The organism is Pseudomonas sp. W17 (assembly GCF_040268305.1).
In the GTDB taxonomy this organism is placed as follows: domain Bacteria; phylum Pseudomonadota; class Gammaproteobacteria; order Pseudomonadales; family Pseudomonadaceae; genus Aquipseudomonas; species Aquipseudomonas protegens.
Map to the genome: position 1 here is coordinate 357,245 of NZ_CP158490.1, position 19,130 is coordinate 376,374.

Consider the following 19,130-nt stretch of genomic DNA (forward strand, 5'->3'; position numbering starts at 1 on the left):
CCGCTTGATTGCTCTGCGAACCGTCGGAAATTTCGCCGGCCGAAGTTTACAGCAGGCAAGGCTCTGGTCTTGCCTGTGCGCTTTGGGGTTGCGCATTAACTTGCGCAGTGGCGATATAAGCGCCCTATAACAATTCCAGGGGTCGTTGTATGTTGCTCGCCACCTTGATCCACCGTGCCAGTCTGCCCAGCCCGCAAGTCTTAGCGCAGCAAGCGCTGGAGTTGCTGGAAAGCCACTACGGCCTGCACGGCACCCTGCACTCGCTGGGCAGCCAGCAAGACCTCAACTATCGCGTCGACAGCCCCCAGGGGCGGTTTGTCCTGAAGATCTGCCGCGGCGACTACTCGGTCCTGGAGTTGCAGGCGCAGCACGCCGGCCTCAAGCATCTGCAACAGCACCCGGAGCTGCGAGTGCCCAGGGTCATCCCGGCGACAAACGGCGCGGACCTGTTGTCCCTGGAGATCGCCGGGCAAACGCTGCACGTGCGCCTGCTGGACTATATAGAAGGCCGCTCCCTGACCCAGCTGCCGCACCTGGGCGGCGAGCTGGTGGCGGGCCTGGGCCGGCTGTGCGGGCAGATGGACCTGGCCCTGGCGGATTTCGAGCATCCGGGCCTGGAGCGCACCCTGCAATGGGACGCCCGGCATGCCCAGGCATTGATCGGGCATCTGCTGCCGGTCATTGCCGACCCGCAGCAACGAGCGATGATCGCCAGCGCCGCGCAACGCGCCGAGCGACGCTTGCATCCGCTGCTGGAGCAACTGCCGGTGCAGGCCATCCATATGGACATCACCGATGACAACGTGGTTTGGCAGCGGGATGAAGCACGGCATTGGCAGGTGCAGGGAGTGATCGATTTCGGCGACCTGATTCGCACCTGGCGCATCACCGACCTGTCGGTGACCTGCGCGGCGCTGCTGCATCACGCCGAGGGCGACCCGCTGCGCATCCTCCCGGCGATCCAGGCCTACCATCAGGTCAACCCGTTGCAACGGGCGGAGCTGCTGGCGCTCTGGCCTCTGATCGTGGCCCGGGCGGCGGTGCTGGTGCTCAGTGGCGAGCAGCAGGTCAGCATCGACCCGGGCAATGCCTACAGCCGTGCCAACCTGAGCCACGAATGGGAGATTTTCCAGGTCGCCAACTCGGTGTCGTTCGAGTTCATGGAGGCGGCAATTCTCACTGCTGTCGGGCACGCACTGCCTGCCATCGGCGGTGAAGGGTTCGCCCCGCTGTTGCCGAGCCTGGTGGGGCGCGAATTCGCCCTGATCGACCTGGGCGTGCTCAGCCCGCACTTCGAGGCGGGCAATTGGGAGCAGCCGGGGATCGACGATCGCCTGTTGGCCGAAGCTGGCGCCGCCCATGGCCTGGCCGCCAGCCGCTATGGACAGTACCGCCTGTCGCAGACCCGTCCCGATAGCGCCGAGGAACCCTCGACCTGCCCCTTGCATGTACAACTGCAAGTGCCGCCAGGCACCGCTGTGGAAGCGCCGTTCGCCGGGGTCCTGCACCGTGGCGAGCAAGGCCTGTTGCGCCTCGATGGCCCGACCCTGAGTGTGCACCTGAGGGGCGTCGAGCCTTCGTTGCAGCCGGGAGCGGCGCTGGTCAAGGGCCAGGTGCTGGGCGCCGTGGCGGCGGATGGTCGGCTCAAGGTGCAGCTGTGTCGCGCTGCCGAACTGGATCCGCCGCTGTTCTGTACACCGTCCCGAGCCCCGGCCTGGCAAGCCCTTTGCCCCTCGCCGGCGGCGCTGCTGGGGCTGGCCTGCGATGCCGAGCCGGAACTGGATCCGCAAACCCTGCTGGAGCGTCGTGACGCCAGTTTTGCCCGCTCGCAGAAGCACTATTACGTCGATCCGCCGCGGATCGAGCGCGGCTGGCGCAACCACTTGATCGACATGCAGGGGCGTTCCTACCTGGACATGCTCAACAACGTCGCGGTGCTGGGCCACGGTCACCCGCGCATGGCCGCTGAAGCGGCGCGGCAATGGTCGCTGCTCAACACCAACTCGCGTTTCCACTATGCGGCGATCGCCGAGTTCTCCGAGCGCCTGCTGGCCCTGGCACCGGATTCCATGGACCGGGTGTTCCTGGTCAACAGCGGCACCGAGGCCAATGACCTGGCGATCCGCCTGGCCTGGGCCTACAGCGGCGGGCGCGACATGCTCAGTGTGCTGGAGGCCTACCACGGCTGGTCGGTGGCGGCTGACGCAGTGTCCACCTCCATCGCCGACAACCCCCAGGCCCTCACCAGCCGTCCGGAGTGGGTGCACCCGGTGACCGCGCCCAACACCTATCGCGGCGAGTTCCGCGGCCAGGACAGCACCCCGCACTACCTGCGCAGCGTCGACCAGCAACTGCACAAGCTGGATGAGCAGCAGCGCCAACTGGCCGGTTTCATCTGCGAACCCGTGTATGGCAACGCCGGAGGGATTTCGCTGCCACCGGGCTACCTGCAGCAGGTCTACGAGCGGGTGCGGGCCCGGGGCGGGGTGTGCATCGCCGACGAGATCCAGGTCGGCTACGGGCGCATGGGCCAGTTCTTCTGGGGCTTCGAGGAGCAGGGCGTGACCCCGGACATCATCACCATGGCCAAGGGCATGGGCAATGGCCAGCCCCTGGGCGCGGTGATCACCCGGCGGGAAATCGCCGAAGCGCTGGAGGCCGAAGGCTATTTCTTCTCCTCGTCCGGCGGTAGCCCGGTCAGTTGCCGCATCGGCATTGCGGTGCTGGACGTGATGCAGGAGGAGAAACTCTGGGAAAACGCCCAGGTGGTCGGTGAACACTTCCGGCAGCGCCTGGAGGCGCTCAAGGAAAACCACCCGCTGGTGGGAGCGGTGCATGGTTCCGGTTTCTACCTGGGGCTGGAGCTGATCCGCGATCACGCCACCCTGGAACCGGCCACCGAGGAAACCACCCTGCTGTGCGAACGCCTGCGCGAGCTGGGGATTTTCATGCAACCTACCGGCGATCACCTGAACATCCTCAAGATCAAGCCGCCGATGGTCACGACTCGCCAGAGCGTGGATTTCTTCGTCGACATGCTGGCCAAGGTGTTGAGCGAAGAGCTGTAGGCGCAGGGCTCTGCTTTGCGTTGACCTCCATTCGCCGGCCGGCTCCTGCAACGCTTGGTAGGAGTCGGCTTGCCGGCGAATGCGTTTCTTGATAATTCGATTGTTATCGGCTTTTTGTCGGTAATTTATCGTGGCTAATGGGTTTTCAGCTTTTAAAGTCGATATTTATCGGATATAAAGTGACCATATCCAGGCCCGGCCTCGCCGTGCCCGGTGCCTTGTGTCCGTTGTCATCGACCGCTTCGCCTTGCCCAGGAGTTGATCCATGAGCCGTACCGTTACCGTCGCCGCTACCCAGATGGCCTGTTCCTGGGACCTTGAGGCCAACCTCGAAACCGCTGAGAAACTGGTACGCGAAGCCGCGGCCAAGGGGGCGCAGATCATCCTGATCCAGGAACTGTTCGAGGCGCCTTACTTCTGCCAGAAGCCCAATCCGGATTACCTGCAACTGGCCACCACGGTGGACAGCAACCCCGCCATCGCGCACTTCCAGAAAGTCGCCAGGGAGCTGCAAGTGGTGCTGCCCATCAGCTTCTACGAGCTGGCCGGGCGGGCGCGTTTCAACAGCATCGCGATCATCGATGCCGATGGCAGCAACCTCGGGATTTATCGGAAAAGCCACATCCCGGATGGCCCCGGCTACCACGAAAAGTACTACTTCAACCCGGGCGATACCGGCTTCAAGGTATGGAACACCCGCTACGCGAAGATCGGCGTGGGCATCTGCTGGGACCAGTGGTTCCCCGAGTGCGCCCGCAGCATGGCCCTGCAAGGCGCGGAAATTCTCTTCTACCCCACCGCCATCGGCAGCGAGCCCCACGACCAGACAATTTCCTCCCGCGACCACTGGCAGCGGGTGCAGCAGGGCCATGCCGGGGCCAACCTGATGCCGCTGATCGCCAGCAACCGCATCGGCAACGAAGAGCAGGACGGCTACGACATCACCTTCTACGGCTCGTCCTTCATCGCCAATCAGTTCGGCGAGAAGGTTCAGGAGCTCAACCAAACTGAAGAAGGTATCCTTGTGCACAGCTTCGACCTCGACGAGCTCGAGCACATCCGCAGCGCCTGGGGCAGTTTCCGTGACCGTCGTCCGAACCTCTATGGCGCGCTGAAAACCCTCGACGGTTCCCTGGAGTCCTGAACACTATGAGCACTTTGCACAGCACGCCGCGCGCCGACGGTTTCTACATGCCCGCCGAATGGGCGACCCAGACCCAGGCCTGGATGATCTGGCCCGAGCGCCCGGACAACTGGCGCCTGGGCGGCAAGCCGGCGCAGGCCGCCCATGCCGCGGTGGCCAAGGCCATCGCGCGCTTTGAACCGGTGACAGTGGCGGTGTCCGCGGCCCAGTATGAAAACGCCCGGGCACGCCTGGACGTGCCCAATATCCGTGTGGTGGAAATGTCCAGCGACGACGCCTGGGTCCGCGACACCGGCCCGACTTTTGTCATCAACGCCAGCGGCGAGGTGCGCGGCGTGCACTGGGGCTTCAACGCCTGGGGCGGCTTCGAAGGCGGCCTGTATTCGCCGTGGAACCGTGACGAGCAGGTCGCCAGCAAGGTGCTGGAAATCGAACGTTGCCAGGAGTACCGCACCGAGGGCTTCGTGCTCGAAGGTGGCTCGATCCACGTCGATGGCGAAGGCACCCTGATCACCACCGAGGAATGCCTGCTCAACCACAACCGCAACCCGCACCTGTCCCGCGAAGAGATCGAGGCGGTACTGCGCGAGCATCTAGCGGTGGAGCAGATCGTCTGGCTGCCGGACGGCCTGTACAACGACGAAACCGACGGCCATGTGGATAACTTCTGCTGCTATGTGCGCCCGGGCGAAGTGCTGCTGGCCTGGACCGACGACCCCGAGGACCCGAACTACCCGCGTTGCCAGGCCGCCCTGCAGGTGCTGGAAAACACCCGTGACGCCAAGGGTCGCACCTTCAAGGTGCACAAGATGCCGATTCCCGGCCCCTTGTACGCCACCGAAGAGGAATGCGCCGGGGTCGACGCGGTAGAGGGCAGCCAGGAGCGCAACCCTTCGGTGCGCCTGGCGGGTTCCTACGTGAACTTCCTGATCGTCAATGGCGGGATTATCGCGCCCAGCTTTGACGACCCGATGGACGCCCAGGCCAAGGCCATCCTGCAGCAGCTGTTTCCCGAGCACGAAGTGGTGATGGTGCCGGGCCGTGAACTGTTACTGGGGGGCGGCAATATCCACTGCCTTACCCAGCAACAGCCCGCGCCACAGCGGATTTGAGTGCCGTTGTAACAGCCGATGCCGGTTGTTTGCCGGTGCCGGTCCGGCCCGTGGCCTGAGCTTCACCAGCCAGCCCGCAGCCTAGACAGGCCGCGGGCTTTTTCATGACCGTATATCGGCACGGGTGGCACATTGGCATAGCTCTTGTATCTTTCCTGGCGTGATTCTGAGACATGGAGAACGGTGTTGTTCTGTCATAAAGCTTGGATAAGTTAGGCCGCTCAGATACCAGGAGAGCGCTGGAATGAACATGGTCAGCGAGCGGGCGTCCCATCCCTTGGCAATGAATAACGAGTCGCTGCAGGTGCTGGCCCAGTGGTTGAAGTCCAATGGAACGCGTCAGATCAGGGAACCTGATCCGCGCCGGATCATCATTGAGCGTTACCCCGCTGGATTGCTCAGCGAGGCGGAACTGCAGGCGTTGTGGGATGTGGTGAAAGGATAGACAAACAAGGGATTGTGCGAAGCGCTGCCGGGATGGCAGCGCTTTTTTTTGCCTGTCATACAGATGCCGGGCGTGCGGGTGTCAGAAGCGGTAGTTGCCGGTGACCACCAGGCTGCGAGGGTCGCCCGGCTGGATCTGGAAGGCGCTGGTGGCGGAACTGTAGTACTCGCGGTCGGCGATATTGTTCAGCGCGGCGCGTACGTCCCAGTCCTTGTGCCGGTAACCGGCCAGGGCGTCCCAGCGGCCATAACCGGGCAGCGCCACGGTGTTGCTGCTATCGGCGAAGCGGTCGCCGACCAGGGTCAGGCCGGTCTCGGCGTACCAGCCCAGTTCCGGTTTCCAGGTGATGAACAGGCTGCCATTGCGCTTGGCGACGTTGTTCACGCGCTTGTCTTCGAAGCCGTTGTTGTCCTTGACCACCACGGCGTCCTGCAGGCCGATGCCGCCACGCAGGTACCAGTTGCCGACGATCTTGCCGGTGCCCGTCAGCTCGATGCCGCGGGAGCGTTGCAGCCCGGTGAGTAGGGTGATGCTGCGGTCCTGCGGATCGGAGGTGCGACGGTTGTAGAGCTCCAGCTCATACACCGCCAGGGTGGTGCTCAGGCGTTCGCCCAGCCAGTCGCTCTTGACTCCGACTTCCTTCTGCCGGGTGAGCTCAGGGCTCAGGTCGTTGCCGTTACCGGCGGCGTTCGGGGTGATGCCGATCAGGCCGCCGCCCACCGGTGAGAACGACTTGCTCCATGAGGCATAGAACGAGTGGTGTTCCAGCGGCGTCCAGACCACCCCCAGGCGCGGGCTGACGCTGTGGCTTTCGCGGCTTTCGGAGAGCCCGTTCTTGCGGTTGCTGGTCTGCACATCGAAGTTGTCGTAGCGCAGGCCGGCGAGCAATTGCCATTGATCGTTCAGGCGCAGTTGGTCCTGCACATAGAGGGCCCGGCTTTCGACCTCGGTGTGGTTGTTGCTCCAGACCTGCATGCGGCCGGTGTGGCTCTGGTACGGGTTGGGGGTGTACAGGTCGACGGCGGGCACCGCCTGGCTGACCGGCCCGGAAGTGGCGGCGTTGTAGAGGATCGGGTCGCGGCGCTGGCTGCCGAGCTCCAGGCCGGTGAGCAGGCGATGTTCCAGGCCGAAGGTGTCGAAACGGCCCTCCAGTTCGGTGTTGTTGTAGACGTTGCGGGTCTTCAGGTCCTGCTGCCAGCGTTGACGTTGGACCTTGCCGGTCGTGGCGTTGTAGCCGGTCTGATAGGTGTTGTCGAAATCGCTGTCGAGCTTGAATACCCCCAGGGTGTGGCGCAGTTGCCAGTTCTCGCTGAGCTCGTAGCTCAGCTTGGAGCGCAGGGACTGGGACTTGTCGTCGATGTAGTCGCGGTGATCGCCGTAGGTGGTGTCGCGGCTGACGTCCGCCGGGCGTCCGTTAACCCCGGGGATGCCGCGGTCCGGGGTGCGGTTGTAGCGGCTGTATTCGTACTGCACCAGCCAGTTCAGGTCCGGGGTCAGTTGCCAGCTCATGGACGGGGCGAACAATTGGCGGTTGCCGCTGACGCCTTTGCGGAAACTGTTCCGGTCCTCGTTGCCCAGGTTCAGGCGCAGGCTGATGTTCTCTGTCGGGTCGGCGCTGAGATCGGCATACAGGCTGCGCAGGTCCTGGCTGCCGCCCTGGACTTCGACGCTGGAGCGGCGGCCGAATTCCGGCAGCTTGCTCACCCGGTTGATGATCCCGCCCTGGCTGCCACGGCCGTAGAGCACTGCCGCCGGGCCCTTGAGCACTTCGATGCGCTCGATGTTGTGCAGGTCGCGCACGTATTGGCTGTCGTCGCGAATGCCGTCCAGATAGAAGTCGTTACTAGCATCGAAGCCGCGGATCCGCAGGCTGTCGAAGCGCGTGTCCGAGCCGCTGCTGACGTTGGGAATGCCACTCAGGGCGCTGCCCAGGTCGTTGACGCCGTAGTCCAGCACGTTGGCGGTCTTGATTGTGTCGATGGCCTGGGGCACGTAGCGCGCCGGGGTCGAGGTACGGGTTGCAGTGCTGACTTCCTTGACCCGTGGGTCATCGGGGTCGGCTTCGGCCTCGGCACTGATGGAGGTCATCGGCAGGGTAGTGCTGGCAGCGCAGGCAAAACCGCTGGCCAGCAGGGTGCAAAGACCCAGGGACAGGGGCATGAGGCGGAAATGGGCAGGCATCTGAAACGCATCCGAGAAGGGGAAATTCGAGGGTGCGAATGGTAATGCTTGTCATTAACAGATGTTAAATATTCACTAATAAGTTCCCCTGGCTATTTGTTTCTGAATGTATCTTTCGGGTATCGGTTCGCATACTGAGGCTAAACAGACGGATTCGACCGGTTACAGCAACAGACTAAAAGCCAATTCGAGGTTTTTCCCTTGGCGCGCGCGGCCTAGTCTGCGTGACATCGAATTTTCAAGACCTTGCTGGAGCCCAGATATGTCCTTGGCCACCCTTCACTATATTTATGACCCCCTGTGCGGCTGGTGCTACGGTGCCAAGCCGCTGGTGCAGGCCGCCCAGGCGGTGGTGCCGGTGGTGGCCCATGCCGGCGGCATGATGACCGGGCGCAACCGCCAGCCGGTCTCGCCGCAACTGCGCGATTACGTCATGCCCCATGACCGGCGGATCGCCGAGTACAGCGGGCAGCCTTTTGGCCAGGCCTATTTCGAGGGCCTGCTGCGGGATGAGACGGCCACCTTCGACTCGGCGCCGCCGATTGCCGCCGTACTGGCGGCCCAGGCTATGGAAGGGCGGGGCCTGGAATTTCTGGGCCGGTTGCAGACGGCGCATTATCTGGAAGGGCGCAGGATCGCCGACCGGCAGGTGCTGCTGGAGCTGGCGCAGGCCCAGGGGTTTGCCCCGGCCGCCTTCGAGGCGGCCTTCGACCAGGCGGTGGCCCATGAACTGGACAACCATATAAAGGCCAGCCGGGCCCTGTTGGCCAAGGTCGGCGGGCAAGGCTTCCCGACCCTGGTGCTGGAGCGCGATGGTCGTTACCAGTTGCTCGACATCAGCCCCTGGCTGGGCAAACCCGAGGCCTTCGCCGACTGGCTGAAGACCTCCCTGGGCGCCGATAGCGGCCCTCACGATGGCGTGGTCCAGGCCTGTGGCCTGGACGGTTGCACACCCTGAACTCACCTGACCTGCGTGGAGTCACCCATGGATAACCTAGCGTTGATCAAGAGCACCTACGAAGGTGCCAACTCCCAGGAAAATGCGCGCAACACCGCAGCGGCCCTGGCCCCCGATGCCCGCTGGACCGAGGCGGCAGGCTTTCCCTATGCCGGCACCTACATAGGGTTCGAGGCGGTGCTGGAGCACGTCTTCAAGCGCCTGGGCTCGGAATGGCAGGACTTCACCTTCAAGGTCGAGAACTATGTGGCCCAGGGCGACAAGGTGTTCGCCTATGGCAATTACCAGGGCGTCTACAAGGCCTCGGGCAAACCGATCGATGTACGGGTGGCTCATTTGTGGACACTTAAAGATGGCAAGGTCACTCACTTCGAACAATTCGTGGACAGTCACAGTGTGCAGCTGGCAATGCTCTAGCCCGCAGTTCTTAGAATATTTTCAGCTATTCAAAGACGATTCACGAAATTGACACGTTGTTAAAGGCGCAGATAGGATTCGCCCCAACGCCTGTGGCCAGGAGCCATATTTCAGAATAATAAAAGGCCCACCGTGCTCACCCGCGGTCGGGCTTTTTTGTTTCAACGGTAGAAGAGCGTTCAATCGCCATAGCCGCGGAGCTCACAGCGCGTCACCAAACCGTAATAAGGAAAATAAAATGTTTAAACAGCGGATCTGCTTGGTTGCACTGGGGATTTTGAGCGCAACACAGGCCATGGCCGACGGCCAGGCCGACGCCAAGGGTTTTGTTGAAGACAGCAGCCTGAAAGTGCTGTTGCGCAACGCTTACATCAACCGTGACTACAAAGATGGCAACCCGGACAAGGCTGAATGGGGCCAGGGTTTCATCGGCACCTTCTCCTCCGGTTTCACCCAAGGCACTGTGGGCGTGGGCGTTGACGCCTTCGGCCTGTACGCACTGCGCCTGGACGGCGGCAAGGGTCGCAGCGGTGCCGGTGGCATCGACTTCTTCAAGCAAGACAACAGCGGCAAGGCCGCCAACGACCTGGCCAAGGCCGGCGCCGCGGTCAAGTTCCGCTTCTCCAACACTGTGCTGACCTATGGCGACCAGATGCCGGCCCTGCCGGTGTTGAACTACGACAATTCGCGCCTGCTGCCGGAAAGCTACACCGGTACCCTGATCACCTCCAAGGAGATCAAGGGCCTGGAGCTGAACGCTGGTCACTTCACCGCCGAGTCGCGCAAGAGCGACGAAGGTCGTGACAGCGGTGGCCTGAAGTCGATCAACGTGTTGGGCGGTAGCTACCAGTTCACCGAGCAGTTCAAGGGCGCGCTGTACGCTTCCGACGTCGAAGACGTGCTGAAGAAGCAATACATCAACCTGAACTACGTGTTCCCGCTGGCCACTGACCAGTCCCTGACCCTGGACTTCAACGGCTACCGTACCGAGCTGGACAAGTCCTACGCCGAGAAGGCTAAAGCCGGCGGCGAAGACAACAAGATCTGGAGCCTGGCAGCCACCTACGCCATGGGCCCGCACTCCTTCACCCTGGCGCACCAGCGCAGCACCGGCGACAGCCACCTGGGCTATGCCTATGGCGGCTACCAGCGTGGTCAGAACCGCGTGGGCGATGGCGGCAACACCATCTACCTGGCCAACTCCTACTGGTCCGACTTCAACGCCGAAGACGAGCGCAGCTGGCAGCTGGGCTACGGTCTGGACTTCGGCGCCTTCGGCGTACCGGGCCTGACCTACAACGTGGCCTACGTGCGTGGCGACAACATCACCACCTCGACCTCCACCGGCGGCAGCGAGCGGGAAATCTTCAACCAGTTCAAGTACGTAGTACAGAGCGGTCCGGCCAAAGACCTGAGCGTGAAAGTACGCAGCTCGGTACTGCGCGTTTCGCAGAAGTCTTCCGAGTACAACGTGGGCGGCAACGAACTGCGTGTGTTCGTCGACTACCCGATCAACGTGTTCTGATGAACGCCTGATCACCCCCTGATATCAGGGGGTTGCAACACGAAAAGCCCCGACTGGTTCGGGGCTTTTTTGTGCCTGGGCATCCGGGTTGCAGAAATGCCCGGGATGGCGGGTGACTGTTCTCGCCCGGGTGCCTGTTTCAGCCAGTGGTTGGCGCATATCAATCTTGTTACAGTCCACCCCCCTGTCTCGTCACGGATGATTTCGATGTTCCGTACCCTGCTATCCGGCCTGTGCCTGCTGAGCGTCGCCAGCATCGCCCACGGCCAGCAAGCGACTGCGCCCGAGCAGTTGCTGAGCGACTTCTCCCGCTGCGATGCGCAGTTCTTCCAGAACCTGAATACCGCCCGACTGCCGACCGGCACCTTGAGCCTGGCCCGGTACGGTGCGGTAAGCGCGCCCAAGGTCATGAACCCTTTGCAGGAAGGCGGGCGCTACCAGTCCTTCGAACAGCCGCTGCTGGTCAATGGCGTGCGCCTGGTGGGCTACTACAACGAAGCTCAGTCGCTGAAGTCGGTGGGCAACCTGCTGTTCTGGGGCTTTGTCGCCGAGGGCCAGCCCAAGGACGTGGCCGCGGCACTCAAGCCGCTGCTGGTGGACAACAGCCGCCTGAAGGCAGACCGCAGCGCCATGAGCCGGGTGGAGATCCGCCGGGTCGGCGACCCCATCGACCAGTGGCGCACCGAAGGCCTGGCGGGCGGTGGCGTGGCTACGCCGTTCGGTTATGTCGAACGCATCCTGAGCATCGACATCGGTACCACCAACGCACCGATTGCCGGACGCACCACGATCTTCTGCAGCTTGCAGGGTACGGTCACCGCGCCGTTGCTGCAGGTGTATCGCCCTGACCTCAACGCCCATCTGCTGGATTGAAAAACATGCCTTCATTGTCTGTACGCGGGTCGCTCCTGCTTGTGTGTGCCCTTGCTGTGACTGGCTGCGCCAGCCTGCAGAGCCAGGACCAGATCAACTACGCCCATTGCCGCATGGTGGGCCAGGCTTCCAAGGCCGAAAAATTCGACGTGGTGCTGCAAGAGGCCGACCTGTGCCTTGAGAAGAACCAGCTGAGCCAGCCCATGCAGAGCCTGGTGTACTGGCTCAAATCCGATGCCTACGCCAGCTTCAAGCGTTATCCGGAAGCCATCGCCGCCAAGGAAAAATCCATCGAGCTGGGCCCCAAGCCCGATGCTCGGGCGGTGCTGGACCTGAGCCGTCTGTATCGCGAAGCGGGCAACCCGCAAAAGGCCCTGGAGCTGGTGCAGTCCAACCTTGACAACAACCTGGGTGAGGCGGGCAAGGGCAGCGGTTTCAACATGCCGACCTACTACCACCTGGGCCAGACGCTGTACGACCTGGGTCGCTATCGCGAGGCCGCGGAAGCCTACAGCACCGGCCTGTTGAAGCAGCCCGACTATGCCTGGGCCTTCTACCACCGCGGCCTGGCCTACGACAAACTGGGCCAGCCCGACGACGCCCGCGCCGACTTTGCCCAGTTCGCCAAGCTGGTGAACCAGAAGTACGTCGAGCCGCAGCACCAGGCCAAGCTGGCCGAGTACAAGATCAAGCTGCCTTGAATGCAGCGTGGTTGATGCAATAAAAAAGGCTCGCCGGATCGCGAGCCTTTTTTTATCCGCGAACGCTGTTCGTCAGTCGTCCGGATTGATGGCGAACTTCAGCTGGTTGCCCTGCAGGTAGACCACCGCTTCACGGCCATGGATATCCACCGGCCGGGCCGACATTGCGTCGTGATCGGTGACTATCTTCGACAACTCCTTGCCCCGCATATCGACCCGCCAGATACAGGCCCGGGGCCCTTGGTTATCGAAGTACAGCACCGGGCGCGTGGTGCTCCAGGTCGGGTTGACGATGGCCCATCCGGCATCGGGCTGTTTCTGCTCGGTGATGTTCTCCGAATGGCTGCCCGCGTTGGCGCGGTCATAGTTCAGGGACAGCTGGCTGCTGTCGCGATTGAGGTCCTGCTCCACCCGTGCCCGGGCGTGCATGAAGGTGTTGGAGCCAACCTGGAACACCTGCTGAGTGCTGGCGGGCGCGCTGCGCGAACCCAGGCGGTAGACCATGCTTTGCTGCAACTGGCCCGCCAGCTGCTCGCGGTAGTAGAACTGGCCATCGACTATCCCGGCGTAGCGCGGCCCCTGGTCGTTGGCCCCGGGATTGGCCCAGCCGGCGAAGGCGATGTCTTGGGCGATGGGATGCAGCCCCGGCTGGTCATCGGCGTACTCATACAGGGTGCCCACATACACCGGCTTGCCCTGCTGATAGCGCCCGACAAACAGCACCACATGCAGCACCCCGGCTATCACCTGGGCATCGACGATCTGCTGGTCGCCCTGGGGCAGGGTGCTGTTGAAGGTGGCCAGGGTGAAGTTCTGCCAGTCGTCCGGGTCATAGACCAGGTACGCCTCGCCGGGAGCCAGTGGGCGCAGTGCGTCCGGGGCGGGCTCGGGAGGAATCGGCAGCGACGTGAGCATTTTCACCTGGGCCCGGTAGACCGACTCCAGGCAATCGGTGTCGGGGCAGGTATTGCGGGTGTTCTTCAACCAGTGGCCTTGCAGCAGGCGGAACACCTGCAAGTGCTTCAGCGCCTGGTAGCGGCGGGTCATCTCCTCGTCCTTGGCGGACAGCGTCGGCGTGGCGCAGACAGTCTTTTCCACTTGGGTCGAGGCCTTGGCGCAGTCGAAGCCGGCGGCCTGCAGATCGGGCGCCAGCGCGCCCAGGGCGAGGCTCATGGCCGCCAGCGAGAGCAAAGGGAGCTTCATCAACACATCCTTGTCGAAAACGGGTCAGGGGGTCTGGAACGTCTGCAGATAGGCCAGCAGATTATCGATTTTTTCCTCATCGCTCAGCCCCCAGAAAATCATCCGGGTACCGGGCACCACGGCCTTGGGGTCTTCCAGGTACTGGATGAGCTTGTCCCGGCTCCAGACAATGCCCGAGGACTTCATGGCCGTCGAGTACTGGTAGTCCGCGGCGCTGCCGGCGGGGCGGTCGATGATGCCATTGAGCTGCGGCCCGAAGGAACTGCGTACCGAAGGCCCGATGTTATGGCAGCCGCTGCACAGGCGCTTGAACAGCTTGGCGCCGGCTTCGGCATCACCGGCCAGGGCCGGGGCGCTGAATAGCAGGGAGTGGAGCAACAGGGTCAGGATCGATACGGCGATAGGCTTCATGGGCGGCCTGCGTGCAGCTGGAATCGGCGGCTATTGGAGCATGAAGCGCATGCCTGGGGGGAGCCTTGCGATACAAGGCTCAGAAGCGCCCACTGATACCCAGCAGCGGGCCCTTCTGGACGATGTCGTAGACAAACCCGTCATGGCGATAATCGACCCCCATGGCCCGGTAGCCGGCCACCGCCGAAAAGCCCGGCAGGAACTCCCAGCCCGCCAGTGCGGCTAGGTCCCAGTCTTCCCGGGACTGCCCGGCGCCCGCCATGCCCCAGGCGGAGAGCCAGAACCGCTCGTTCACGGCGTAGTGCCCGCGCAACCCCGCCATCGCGTCGGCCCAGGTGGCCTTGTCCGAGCCCGACAGGCCCCCGGCCGGACCACCGTGCAGGGTGATGCTGGTGCTGCTGTACCAGACGCGCACGCCGCCGGCGATGTCCAGGCGATGATCGTCATCCCCCAGCACCTGGTAGCCGCCCCCCAGGAAACCCGAGGCGGTCTTGCTCTGCACCTCTAGCTTGGACGCCAGCGCTCCGGCTGGCAGCCGGTTGCGGGTGTCGGTGTCGATGTACATCAGGTCGGCGAGCACGCTGTAGGGGCCGCGCCGCGCTTCGCCCATCAGCATCACCGACATGTCGACACTGCGCGCGATGTCCGAGAAGTCGGACTTGATGAACTGGGTCCCTGTGCTGCGGTGGCCTACGTGCCCGCGGATCCCGGCGCCCCACACGTACGGGCCGCCGTTGAACCGCCAGCCATCGTCGTCTGCCGCCATGGCCACGGGCGGCAGGCTGGTTCCGGCGGTCGTCAAGGCGCCCAGCAGCAGCGCCAGGCGGGTACGCCGGTGCAGCAACGGTGAGTGCGGATGGTCACGGTGGATCATGCTGTTTCTCCGATCAGTGCTGGGTCAGCCCAAGAGCCACGCCTTCGGCTGCGCAGTCCTCGGCAGGCTTCAGGCCGGCCTGCTGCGCCGCCTTGACCTCCTCCTTCGCGGCCGCCAGGTCGGCGAGGAATGCCGGATTGCCATGCAGGCTGGCGACCGTCGCGGCCCCCATGATGCGGCCAGCGTCCACGTCGCTCTGCCAGTGGGCGTCGCAGATGACCCGGCTCTGGCCGTATGCCAGGCCACGGGTCATCAGTTCGGTGGCGCGGGCCGGGCTGATCTCGGCCAGGACCAGGCCCCAGGCCCAGCCCGCTGCGGAGTGGCCGGAGGGCCAGGAGCCATCCGTGCGCAGCAGTGGCTCCATGTCCTTGCGGCACGTGCCTTCGTCATGCACCACGAAGGGGCGAGTACGGTTGTAGGCATTCTTTCCGGCGTAGGTGGAGCCCCCCGCATCCGTCAGGGTGCGCTGCATCAAGGTATAGAGATGGGGTGTGCTCTTTTCGCTGATCTGCGTGCCCAGCGCGCAAGAGAAGGTTTTCGCCGGGCCGGGGAATGACAGTTCTGCATCGGTTGCCGCGAGTTTCTCCCGGCTCGAGCCACGCAGCGCCAGCGCCGCACGCCGTGCTTCTTCATCCCGCGCGAGAGCCGCGGAGCCCGGTTTTGGCGGGGCCCCGAGCAAGGCCAGGCGTACAGGCAAGTCAGCCGGTTCAAGGTAGCCTGGCGCCAGCTTGAAGTGCGGGTCGGTGACCTTCGTGGCGGCGTCCTCGGCCAGCGCCCATGCCGACCAGAGCAGGCCGGCCAGGGACAGTGTCACTGCGAAGGGTTCAGGTATTTTTTTCATCGTGCGTTCTCTTTTCTATCCATGACCACGGCTGATCAGAACCGGTACAAGGCGTCCAGATAGGCTCCGGCACCGACCTTTTCCCCCGTCAGCGGGCTGTCACGGGCGTCGGAGACCAGGGCGTAGGTCTTGATGCCCCCTTCCAGCGCCAGCTGTGGCTGCCATTGCCAGGTCAGGCCCAGCTTCAAGGTCACGTCGCGCATCCCGCCCCCGGGGTGGTATTCATCGAACCGGGTGCGTGCGGCTTGCTGGGCGGTGACGCCGAAGCGGGCCATCATGTCGTTCTCGTTGCTCCAGGTGCCGTACAGCGTCGAGTCCAGGGTCAAGGTCGAAGACAGCGGGTAGGTGGTGGCGACCCCGGCTTCCAGGTACGCCGTACGGCCCAGGCTTTCGCCACCGTAATTGCGCCTCTGGCTCGATTGCAGGCCGCGTACGAACAAGCGGCCGGCGGGCAGGATCCAGTACGCTTCTGCCCCCACCAGGGCGGTGCTGTCCAGGTTGCCCATGCCCCGCAGGTAGTCATCACGGCCGTCCAGGGTGTGAATGCGTTCCTTGCGCCCTGGGTCATAACCCACCAGCAGGGCCACGCCGAAAGGCGCCAGTCCCGGCAGATCCCATCGCAGCCCTTCCGGAAAGGCCGCAGTAAAGGTGCCCCAGTCCTGGGTCGGCATGACCGCCTTGAGCTTCAGTGACGGGAAGGCGGCGTAGTGGGAAGAGCCCTGGTACAACGGGCCAACAGCCAAGCCACCGCCTACCGTCACCGATGGCGTGCCGCCTGAATCGGCCGGGGCAGCCTGGGCTGGCGGCACCAGCATCAATGCAAGGGCTGCACTTAGGGAGAACACCACGGGAGACCTGAAAGAATGTGAATGATCCTTGAGTGTCATTGTTCATTTCCTTGGGTGTGAACTCTGTAGTGCAGAGCCATTGCTGAGTTGATCACTAATATTCAACTTGCAGGTGCTGGTATCCGAGGTGATCGCAGGCCGGTAAACCCCCGGCGCAAGCGCTGGCCTCATTGATCGCCACAGTGCGTTTACAAGTACCGATGGCAGGAGTCCGTCGTTTCGACAAACTTGCACTTGCTCGAATAATCGAATTTACAAATCGACGGGCTCGGGCTGTGGAAAACGCCATTGGCCACTGAGTATTTCGTTACTCGGTCGATAGAGCCTGACGGTGTAGTTCCAGCCGGGTGTCGTAACCAGGCAATTGACGACCTTGGCCTCGCAACCCCCGAACTGGATGACAATTGAACCATCGGCACTTTTCTTGGCAGTGAGGTTGTTCAGCGAATAGGCGTCATAGGGGTTTTTCTGAAAGTACCCGTCGGCGTTGTAAACACTCACAGACCAGAAACTCTTGACCGGTACCTGTTCAACCTTGAGCCGGTAGACGGTTTTTCCATCGTTGTGCGGCAATACTGCTCCGAGGTAGATGGCGTCCCTGCTCGGGTTGCCGCCCCAGCCCGTTGCGGTTCCGATCAGGTGGCGCACCGGATCGACCCTGCCTTTCGGGCCAAAGGACTGGTTGTAGTCGGGAAGGGTCGAACCCAGAACAGCCAGGGCATCACGCACTTTTTTCTGGCTCGCCTGATCCCACTTCGGAACCACGAACTCCCCGTGCCTGGCCTGGCTGACCTGGATGGCGTCCTGCAGCGCATGCACCTGCTCGAGGTCTTTGCGATCCGTGGGGTCGAAGAACAGGCGGATAGCGACAAATACATAGCGTGTGCCGATGTCCTCTTTCGCCAGCGTATGGGGACCGGGCCCATAAATGACTGCCGGCACGTAATGATCTTCGTTGACCACTTGCATCGACATGAACCTCTCACCGGCTTCAGGCAAGGTGACAGTCACCGGGCCGGCATCGAGATCGAACACCGCTGACGAGTAAAGCGTGTCTCTGTTCATGCGGATGACATCCTGAGCGTCGATGGCAACCGCTTCGCGGCTGTGAACAAATCGCCCCAAGCCTCCACTCTTCACACTCTTGCCCATGTAGAGGTCGGACTCGGCGCGAGCAAAGTTGTCGACATTTACCCGCACCGGCGCATCAGCGGATGACTGAGCGTGTGCACTGGCAAAAGTGGCCAGCGTCAGGGCGACGATGCAGGCCGTGGATGAATCGGGCATGTAAACCTCTAGCTCTTTTAAGTGGGCATTACCTTTTCAGACTTTATAAGAACACCCTGCTGGAAACTTGCCATTTGGTGCCAAAAGCACAACAGGCAAGTACCGCGAAGTGGGTTATTTGAAGGCGCCCGATAGTAGGGCGGGAGGGTCAGGCGAAGAGGTTAACGATCATCTTTCAAGAGCGAGCGGTAGCGCGACGGCGAACTTCCGGTCCAGCGCTTGAAGGCTCGGGTAAAGTGCGCCTGATCACTGTAGCCCACCATGTAGGCAATCTCGGTCGCGGTGTATTTGCCGCTGGCAATCAATTGCAGTGCTTCGCTGCGACGGGTTTCGTCACGCAGGTCTTCGAAGTCGATGCCGCAGTACTTGAGGCGACGCTGTAGCGTTCGGGAAGACAAGCCGATGTTTCTTGAAATAGCGGTAAGTTTGGATCGATCCTGATCCGCGATCCGTTCGATCAGCACACCGGCGGCTTGCGCGGTCGACTTCAAGGCCTCGGTGACTTTCCAGGCGTCATCCCGGGCAGGTTGCAGAGGGGTGTCGAGCAGCTCACGATCAAATTCGATCATGTTGTGCTTCGCGTTCATGTGCAGATTCGGCCCCAGGTACTCCTCCAGCGCCTCATCTCCTCGCTCCCGCGGGTTTTGCAGATGCACCCGTATGGCGCAAGGCTCGCCGGACATGAGCGGCACTTTCCTCAGCAGCGCCAGAGTGCCGAGAATGACCTGCTTCGGATCAGCCCCGTGCTGCCCGGTGAATTGCTGGATCAGCTTCGTCGTACGGCCTTCGGTAACGATTCTTACGTCACTTCCTTGATGCAGTAAGTCCGTATGGATCGCTGCCACTGCGCACGCCTGGGCAAGGTTGGTCGAACCCAGGATCAACCCGCCCCAGGCGCCGAGTGAGCGTACTTCGATCAGGTGCCCCACCGTTGCACCCGCGAAGGGGTCCTGTGCGACTGCGGCCATTTCATTGGCGATGTGAAAACAGGTCGCTCGCGGCACCCAGGCATCCGGGTATTGAAAAACCTGCGGGGAAATCCCGTAACGCCGGAAGAACTCCAGCGGCGACACTCCGCGCATGCTCAGGTAGGGCGCTATTTGCTGAAGCGTGCTGAGTTTGATGGAGGGCGTTGCATGGGTCATGAGCGTTTGCACCTGGTTCAAAGGCCGTGCACGTGAAGACCGTCCGAGTCCGCAGGAAACACTAGCGCAAAACACCTGCCGGAGTCGTGCTGGCGAT

Annotated in this window: 17 protein-coding genes; 9 read left to right on the forward strand and 8 right to left on the reverse strand. The window is 62.8% G+C overall.

What is annotated here, in order from left to right:
* Positions 1–149: 149 nt before the first annotated feature.
* The 4 genes from ABCR88_RS01625 to ABCR88_RS01640 all read left to right on the forward strand — a co-directional run bounded on the left by ABCR88_RS01625 (position 150) and on the right by ABCR88_RS01640 (position 5,769).
* Complete coding sequence (locus ABCR88_RS01625) at positions 150–3,068, forward strand: aminotransferase (RefSeq protein ID WP_350404030.1); 2,919 nt, start codon at positions 150–152, stop codon at positions 3,066–3,068.
* 265 nt (positions 3,069–3,333) lie between these two features.
* Positions 3,334–4,212, forward strand: a complete 879-nt coding sequence (gene aguB / locus ABCR88_RS01630) for an N-carbamoylputrescine amidase (protein ID WP_183000645.1) — start codon at positions 3,334–3,336, stop codon at positions 4,210–4,212.
* A gap of 5 nt (positions 4,213–4,217) precedes the next feature.
* Entirely contained in the window at positions 4,218–5,324 is a 1,107-nt protein-coding gene (aguA, locus tag ABCR88_RS01635) for an agmatine deiminase (RefSeq protein WP_350404031.1), read from the forward strand.
* A 244-nt stretch (positions 5,325–5,568) separates the two neighbouring features.
* Positions 5,569–5,769 carry a hypothetical protein gene (locus ABCR88_RS01640; protein ID WP_011058687.1) on the forward strand — a complete coding sequence of 67 codons (201 nt, stop codon included), beginning with the start codon at positions 5,569–5,571 and terminating at the stop codon, positions 5,767–5,769.
* Between the two features lie 81 nt (positions 5,770–5,850).
* Here the strand turns inward: ABCR88_RS01640 and ABCR88_RS01645 are convergent, their stop codons facing one another.
* Positions 5,851–7,950 carry a TonB-dependent siderophore receptor gene (locus tag ABCR88_RS01645; protein WP_350404032.1) on the reverse strand — a complete coding sequence of 700 codons (2,100 nt, stop codon included), beginning with the start codon at positions 7,948–7,950 and terminating at the stop codon, positions 5,851–5,853.
* Between the two features lie 262 nt (positions 7,951–8,212).
* Between ABCR88_RS01645 and ABCR88_RS01650 the strand changes: the two genes are divergently transcribed.
* The 5 genes from ABCR88_RS01650 (at position 8,213) to ABCR88_RS01670 (ending at position 12,424) form a co-directional block, all read left to right on the forward strand.
* Complete coding sequence (locus ABCR88_RS01650) at positions 8,213–8,908, forward strand: DsbA family protein (protein ID WP_041115229.1); 696 nt, start codon at positions 8,213–8,215, stop codon at positions 8,906–8,908.
* Between the two features lie 27 nt (positions 8,909–8,935).
* Positions 8,936–9,325: a nuclear transport factor 2 family protein gene (locus ABCR88_RS01655; protein WP_015633792.1), complete on the forward strand. Its 390-nt coding sequence runs from the start codon at positions 8,936–8,938 to the stop codon at positions 9,323–9,325.
* Positions 9,326–9,563: 238 nt separating this feature from the next.
* The gene (locus ABCR88_RS01660; protein WP_232643932.1) at positions 9,564–10,850 is read left to right on the forward strand and encodes an OprD family porin; all 1,287 of its coding nucleotides are present in this window, start codon (positions 9,564–9,566) and stop codon (positions 10,848–10,850) included.
* 207 nt (positions 10,851–11,057) lie between these two features.
* Positions 11,058–11,723: a hypothetical protein gene (locus tag ABCR88_RS01665; protein WP_350404034.1), complete on the forward strand. Its 666-nt coding sequence runs from the start codon at positions 11,058–11,060 to the stop codon at positions 11,721–11,723.
* A 5-nt stretch (positions 11,724–11,728) separates the two neighbouring features.
* Entirely contained in the window at positions 11,729–12,424 is a 696-nt protein-coding gene (locus tag ABCR88_RS01670) for a tetratricopeptide repeat protein (RefSeq protein ID WP_350404036.1), read from the forward strand.
* A 72-nt stretch (positions 12,425–12,496) separates the two neighbouring features.
* Here the strand turns inward: ABCR88_RS01670 and ABCR88_RS01675 are convergent, their stop codons facing one another.
* The 7 genes from ABCR88_RS01675 to ABCR88_RS01705 all read right to left on the reverse strand — a co-directional run bounded on the left by ABCR88_RS01675 (position 12,497) and on the right by ABCR88_RS01705 (position 19,033).
* Positions 12,497–13,627, reverse strand: coding sequence for a hypothetical protein (locus tag ABCR88_RS01675; protein WP_019094895.1), 1,131 nt, complete (start codon positions 13,625–13,627; stop codon positions 12,497–12,499).
* 24 nt (positions 13,628–13,651) lie between these two features.
* On the reverse strand, positions 13,652–14,038 hold the full coding sequence (locus tag ABCR88_RS01680; RefSeq protein ID WP_011058696.1) for a cytochrome c family protein: 387 nt from the start codon (positions 14,036–14,038) through the stop codon (positions 13,652–13,654).
* A gap of 79 nt (positions 14,039–14,117) precedes the next feature.
* Positions 14,118–14,912, reverse strand: coding sequence for a hypothetical protein (locus tag ABCR88_RS01685; protein ID WP_011058697.1), 795 nt, complete (start codon positions 14,910–14,912; stop codon positions 14,118–14,120).
* Between the two features lie 13 nt (positions 14,913–14,925).
* A complete protein-coding gene (locus ABCR88_RS01690; protein ID WP_011058698.1) occupies positions 14,926–15,753 on the reverse strand; it encodes a phosphatase PAP2 family protein in 828 nt (275 codons plus the stop codon).
* 35 nt (positions 15,754–15,788) lie between these two features.
* Complete coding sequence (locus ABCR88_RS01695) at positions 15,789–16,640, reverse strand: MipA/OmpV family protein (protein WP_041115239.1); 852 nt, start codon at positions 16,638–16,640, stop codon at positions 15,789–15,791.
* A gap of 213 nt (positions 16,641–16,853) precedes the next feature.
* Positions 16,854–17,888: a DUF1254 domain-containing protein gene (locus ABCR88_RS01700; protein ID WP_041115240.1), complete on the reverse strand. Its 1,035-nt coding sequence runs from the start codon at positions 17,886–17,888 to the stop codon at positions 16,854–16,856.
* A gap of 161 nt (positions 17,889–18,049) precedes the next feature.
* Positions 18,050–19,033: an AraC family transcriptional regulator gene (locus ABCR88_RS01705; protein ID WP_011058701.1), complete on the reverse strand. Its 984-nt coding sequence runs from the start codon at positions 19,031–19,033 to the stop codon at positions 18,050–18,052.
* Positions 19,034–19,130 lie beyond the last annotated feature (97 nt).

Bases quoted from the DNA above. Each gene is read 5' to 3' on its own strand.
- ABCR88_RS01625 (WP_350404030.1), top strand. From the start codon at position 150: ATGTTGCTCGCCACCTTGATCCACCGTGCCAGTCTGCCCAGCCCGCAA.
- aguB (WP_183000645.1), top strand. From the start codon at position 3,334: ATGAGCCGTACCGTTACCGTCGCCGCTACCCAGATGGCCTGTTCCTGG.
- aguA (WP_350404031.1), top strand. From the start codon at position 4,218: ATGAGCACTTTGCACAGCACGCCGCGCGCCGACGGTTTCTACATGCCC.
- ABCR88_RS01640 (WP_011058687.1), top strand. From the start codon at position 5,569: ATGAACATGGTCAGCGAGCGGGCGTCCCATCCCTTGGCAATGAATAAC.
- ABCR88_RS01645 (WP_350404032.1), bottom strand. From the start codon at position 7,950: ATGCCTGCCCATTTCCGCCTCATGCCCCTGTCCCTGGGTCTTTGCACC.
- ABCR88_RS01650 (WP_041115229.1), top strand. From the start codon at position 8,213: ATGTCCTTGGCCACCCTTCACTATATTTATGACCCCCTGTGCGGCTGG.
- ABCR88_RS01655 (WP_015633792.1), top strand. From the start codon at position 8,936: ATGGATAACCTAGCGTTGATCAAGAGCACCTACGAAGGTGCCAACTCC.
- ABCR88_RS01660 (WP_232643932.1), top strand. From the start codon at position 9,564: ATGTTTAAACAGCGGATCTGCTTGGTTGCACTGGGGATTTTGAGCGCA.
- ABCR88_RS01665 (WP_350404034.1), top strand. From the start codon at position 11,058: ATGTTCCGTACCCTGCTATCCGGCCTGTGCCTGCTGAGCGTCGCCAGC.
- ABCR88_RS01670 (WP_350404036.1), top strand. From the start codon at position 11,729: ATGCCTTCATTGTCTGTACGCGGGTCGCTCCTGCTTGTGTGTGCCCTT.
- ABCR88_RS01675 (WP_019094895.1), bottom strand. From the start codon at position 13,627: ATGAAGCTCCCTTTGCTCTCGCTGGCGGCCATGAGCCTCGCCCTGGGC.
- ABCR88_RS01680 (WP_011058696.1), bottom strand. From the start codon at position 14,038: ATGAAGCCTATCGCCGTATCGATCCTGACCCTGTTGCTCCACTCCCTG.
- ABCR88_RS01685 (WP_011058697.1), bottom strand. From the start codon at position 14,912: ATGATCCACCGTGACCATCCGCACTCACCGTTGCTGCACCGGCGTACC.
- ABCR88_RS01690 (WP_011058698.1), bottom strand. From the start codon at position 15,753: ATGAAAAAAATACCTGAACCCTTCGCAGTGACACTGTCCCTGGCCGGC.
- ABCR88_RS01695 (WP_041115239.1), bottom strand. From the start codon at position 16,640: ATGACACTCAAGGATCATTCACATTCTTTCAGGTCTCCCGTGGTGTTC.
- ABCR88_RS01700 (WP_041115240.1), bottom strand. From the start codon at position 17,888: ATGCCCGATTCATCCACGGCCTGCATCGTCGCCCTGACGCTGGCCACT.
- ABCR88_RS01705 (WP_011058701.1), bottom strand. From the start codon at position 19,033: ATGACCCATGCAACGCCCTCCATCAAACTCAGCACGCTTCAGCAAATA.